Consider the following 4,895-nt stretch of genomic DNA (forward strand, 5'->3'; position numbering starts at 1 on the left):
TCTTTTGATCTTGATCTTAGGCGCCCCGTTAAACCACGCTGGCCGAACGCAGGTAGTACGGAGCGGGTAAACCGGCAGGACGCCGGTTTAGCCGCGACGGGGCAGGGACGCCCCGTCGCGGCGGCCCGCTTCGTGCTACCGGAGAGAGGGCACACCGAGCCCAAGCGAGGTGCCGAGTGGTGGGGCAAGAGCGTTTTGCTTACTTTTGCGCTTTTCAAAAGTGAGCCGCTGTAAGAGCGGAACCAACAGCGGCCGTTACAAAACCAACGGATATGTACACCTCGTCAGCCCCGCAACACCCCCTCAAACACCCCCTGAACCCGCGCCTCATCACAATGCGCCACATTAAACCGCATAAAATCCCGCAACCCCGGCTCATACCCAAACAACGCCCCAGGCGCCAACACCATCCCGCGTTTCAACCCGGCTTCAGCCAACCGCTCACCATTCACCCCCGCCGGTAACCGCGCCCAGATAAACATCCCGCCCTCAAACCCCATCGGCAACTCACACCCACACCGCCGCAGCCACTGCTCAACCCGCCCCCCGGCCTCCAGCAGCCGCTGGACCATGCGCTTGCGATGCCGGGCGTACCCGCCCTCACTCAGTAGCCGATACACAATCTGTTCAAACAGCTCCGAGGTAATCCCGCCGCTCATCAACTTCATATTGGTCAGGTTCGCTGCCAACTGCGGCGCCGCCACCACGTAACTGACCCGCGCATTCGCCGTCAGCACTTTCGAAAACCCCGACAGGTACGTCACCTGCTCCAAGCCCGCCAACGTCGCCAAACGTGGCGGCGGATTAGGGTGTAAATCCCCGTAGAGATCATCCTCGACGATATGGCAGCGATACTCCCGGGCCAGTTGCAACAAGCGAAACGCCTGGCTCGGGCTGAACGAATGCCCGGTCGGGTTATGCAACACACTGGTGGTCAGGTACAGGCTGGGACGATGCTCGGCGAGCAATTGCTCAAGCGCGGCAAAATCAAAGCCGTCAGGCCGCCGCGCGATGGTCACCACCTTGACCCCATGCAACGCCAGGTTCGCGTGGAAGTTGAAGTAACACGGCGCATCCAGCAGCACCGTATCCCCGGGCCGCGCCAGCAGGCGCATAAGCATGTCCAGGCCTTGCAGGGTGTTGGGGGTGGTGATGATCTGCTCTACCGGCACCGACAACCCTTCACCGTGCAGTTTCTGTTGCAGGGCCTGGCGCAACGGCAGCAAGCCCGCCGGGGTGCCCAGCCCGGCGATGCGCAGGGTAGGGGCGCGCACGGCACTGCGCATGGCCTGGCGCAGGGCTTCGGAGTCCAGCCAGTCTTCCGGCAAGTGGCCGCCGCCGGGGCGCAGGTCGCCGGGGGCCATGGCCAGGGGGCGGCGCAACACGCTGAGCAAATCCTGGGGCAGCAAGTCGACCCATTTGCTGGACGACGGCTGCGCCAGGCTGCTGGCGACAAAGTGCCCTCGGCCCTGGCTGGAGGTCAGCAGGTGACGCCCGCGCAGGCGATCCAGCGCTTCATTGATGGTGAATTTTCCGACGCCCAGCAAGGCTCCCAACTCACGCACCGAGGGCAGTTTGCTGCCGGCGGCCAACTCGCCTTGCTCAATGGCATGGGCCAGGGCATCGACGATCTGCTGCACCTTCGGCGCTCGGTCATGAAAGTGAATCGCAGGAATGGGCATCACACTGTCCTTAAGTTTGCCGCCAACTTTACCGGTAAAGTCTGCGCATATATCCGTGGAGTTTACCTGCCTCTGGCGCGACGTGCGCCCTAGACTGCAAGCCTTCCTTCTTGCTGTGAAACTCCACGCCATGGTCACTGCACTCACCCTGTCTTCGTTTTTGTACTTCCTGCTGCTGTGCACCACCCTGGCGTTCAGCCCTGGCCCCATGACCTTGTTGTTGCTCAGCCTCGGCCTGAAAGACGGCCTGCGCCGCTCGCTGCCCGCGCAGTTCGGGGCGAGTGTCTCCTACCTGGTTTCGATCCTGATCTTTGCCGTGGGCTTTTCCGAGTTGATCAAGGACTATCCGCTGATCACCCGTGTCATCCAGGTGGTGGGCGTCGCCTACATTCTTTACCTGGCCTACAAGCAATGGACCAGCAGCGGGGTGACGATCAAAACCACCGACCCGACCCCGGAAAACGCCCGCAGCCTGTTCGGCAAAGGCCTGCTGACCGGCCTGTCGAATCCGAAGGCGATCATCCTGTTCAGCGCCGTGTTCCCGCAGTTCGCCGCCATCGGCCAAGGCAGCGCCGCCGCCGATATTGCGATCCTTGGCCTGACCTTCCTGTTGCTGCAATTTGCCAGTGGCTGCCTGTATTGCTACTTCGGCCAGCGCATCAAGCACGTGCTGGAAAACCCCAAGCGCCGGGTTTTGCTGCAACGGGCCACGGCGGTGCTGCTGTTGGGCGTGGCGTTGATGCTGGCCCGGGGCTTTTCGAACTGAAGGCCAGCTTATGAGCGGTAGTGGCGATCTGCCGTTGCCCTGATAGACTTCGAGCATTCATCCAGGATCAAGCCAGACCATGTCAGCTGCAGGAGGAAAGGGACTTTCGCTCGCTACACGTTTGTACAAGTCGCGCACCCTGGGGTTGACCCTCGGGTTTATCTGCGTGGCTGCCGCCATCTATCCGCTGGATAAGCCCGCTTGGGTCTGGGTGGTGATGGTGACCAACGCCTTCATCTGGCCGCACGTGGCGTACCAATGGTCGCGGCACTCAAAAAACTCCCTGCGCTCGGAACACCGCAACCTGTTGTTCGACTCGTTCTGCGGCGGGTTCTGGGTGGGCGCCATGCAGTTCAACCCGCTGCCCAGCGTCACCACGCTGTCGATGATGACCATGAACAACGTCGCCATCGGCGGCCCGCGCTTCATGCTCGCCGGCTGGGTGGCCCAGGCGCTGGGCATCGGCGCCTCGCTGCTGGTGTTCACCCCGGCGGTGACGGCCCTCACCAGCGAAGCGCAGCTCTACGCCTGCCTGCCGATCCTGATGCTGTATCCCCTGGCCCTGGGCTGGATCTGCTACCGGCAAGCGATCACCCTGGCCCGGCACAAACGCGAGTTACTGGCCCTGAGCCGCACCGACAGCCTGTCGGGCCTGCTCAACCACGGCGCCTGGAAAGACCACCTGGAAATCGAGTTCCAGCGCTGCCGCCGCGACCAGCAGGGCGCCGCCATCGCGCTGATCGACATCGACCACTTCAAGACCATCAACGACACCTACGGCCATGTCACCGGCGACATCGTGCTGCGCCAACTGAGCAAAGTGCTGCGCCAGAACCTGCGGGCCACCGACCTGGCCGGGCGTTATGGTGGCGATGAATTCTGCGTGATCCTGCCAGACATGCCCTTGAACCGCGCCGCCGAAGTGATGGACGCCCTGCGTGACCGCTTCAACTCCCTGGCCTACGCCCAGGACCCGACCCTGCGCGCCAGCCTGAGTATCGGCCTGGCGCCGTACCGCCCGGCACACGGTGACGCCACCAGTTGGCTGAACGATGCCGACCAGGCGTTGTACGAGGCCAAGAGCAGCGGGCGCAACCGGGTCAGTTCGGTGCAGGGAAGTTGGTTGAGGTCGATCTGAGGATCAACAAATTGTTTATTGTCAGGTAGGGTGCAGCACTACCTTTCAACAAAAACAAGGATCGGTTCATGCTCTTCAACTTCCCACGCACCCTGCTGGCGGCCACCCTGGCGCTGTCTTTCGCGATGCCGGCCTTCAGCGCCGAACCCCACAAGCAGATCCAGGCCGACTCCGAGCAGTACAAGGCCGACGCCCTGAAATTGCTGGAGCGCCTGGTGAATATCGATTCGGGCTCCGGCTACGAGCCAGGCCTGACCCAAGTGCGTGACATCGCCGTCGACGAGCTCAAGCAACTGGGCTTCAGCATCCAGTTGGTACCCGATGCCGCTGCCCATAACAGCCATGTCGTCGCCACCCTCAAAGGCACCGGCAAAGCCAAAATCCTGCTGATGGCCCACATGGACACCGTGTTCAAGGAAGGCTCGGCCGCCGCCCGGCCGTTCCACATCAAGGACGGCCGCGCCTATGGCCCGGGTGTGATGGATGACAAGGGCGGCATCGTCGCCGGTATCTACGCCTTGAAGGTCCTGAAAAACCAGGGCTTCAAGGACTACGCGCAAATTACCTTCCTGCTGGATGCCAGCGAAGAAACCGGCACCGACGGCGCCTCCGAACTGATCCGCAACACCGCCAAGGGCCACGACGTGACCCTGAACCTGGAACCGGGCCGCCCGGCGGATGGCCTGGTGGTGTGGCGCAAAGGCAGCGCCACCGCGGTGGTCGAGGTCAAGGGCAAGGCCGCCCACGCCGGCGTGGCCCCGGAACTGGGGCGCAATGCGGCGATGGAAGCGGCGCACCAGATCCTGCAACTGGGCAAGCTGGGGGACGCGGAGAAGAAAACCACCATCAACTTCACCGTGATCAACTCAGGCGACCGGGTCAACGTGATCCCGGACCAGGCCACCGCCAAGGCTGACGTACGGGCGGCGTTGCCGGAAGAGTTTGACCGCATCGAGAAAGACCTGGCGCGGGTCTCGGCCAACAAGCTGATCCCCGAGACGGAAGTGACCACCAGCCTGCACCGCGGCCTGCCGCCGATGCCACAGACGCCGGAGTCGGACAAACTGGTGGCGATTGCCCAGGGGATCTACGGCGAGCTGGGACGCAAGCTGACCATTGAAGGCAGCGGCGGGGCGGCGGATGCCAGCTTGTCGGCTGGCGTGGGCACGCCGACCCTGGACGGGTTCGGGATTGTGGGGGGCAATATCCATACGCCGGAGGAATATGCCGAGGTGGAGAGCGTGGCGCCGCGGATTTACCTGTTGAGCCGGATGATTATGGAGCTGTCAAAGCGCTGACCGCCAGCTCC

Annotated in this window: 4 protein-coding genes; 3 read left to right on the plus strand and 1 reads right to left on the minus strand. The window is 63.0% G+C overall.

Going from position 1 to position 4,895, the window contains the following annotated elements; translation table 11 throughout:
- Positions 1-284: 284 nt before the first annotated feature.
- Entirely contained in the window at positions 285-1,682 is a 1,398-nt protein-coding gene (locus HX875_RS22470) for an aminotransferase-like domain-containing protein (RefSeq protein ID WP_177045813.1), read from the minus strand.
- 130 nt (positions 1,683-1,812) lie between these two features.
- On the opposite strand from HX875_RS22470, the gene HX875_RS22475 reads away from it, so the two are divergent.
- The 3 genes from HX875_RS22475 to HX875_RS22485 all read left to right on the plus strand — a co-directional run bounded on the left by HX875_RS22475 (position 1,813) and on the right by HX875_RS22485 (position 4,884).
- Complete coding sequence (locus HX875_RS22475; protein ID WP_177045815.1) at positions 1,813-2,448, plus strand: LysE family translocator; 636 nt, start codon at positions 1,813-1,815, stop codon at positions 2,446-2,448.
- Between the two features lie 79 nt (positions 2,449-2,527).
- Positions 2,528-3,586: a diguanylate cyclase gene (locus HX875_RS22480; RefSeq protein WP_177045822.1), complete on the plus strand. Its 1,059-nt coding sequence runs from the start codon at positions 2,528-2,530 to the stop codon at positions 3,584-3,586.
- A 68-nt stretch (positions 3,587-3,654) separates the two neighbouring features.
- On the plus strand, positions 3,655-4,884 hold the full coding sequence (locus HX875_RS22485; RefSeq protein WP_177045824.1) for a M20/M25/M40 family metallo-hydrolase: 1,230 nt from the start codon (positions 3,655-3,657) through the stop codon (positions 4,882-4,884).
- Positions 4,885-4,895 lie beyond the last annotated feature (11 nt).

Origin of the sequence: Pseudomonas yamanorum (genome assembly GCF_013386765.1) — a bacterium.
In the GTDB taxonomy this organism is placed as follows: Bacteria; Pseudomonadota; Gammaproteobacteria; order Pseudomonadales; family Pseudomonadaceae; genus Aquipseudomonas; species Aquipseudomonas yamanorum_A.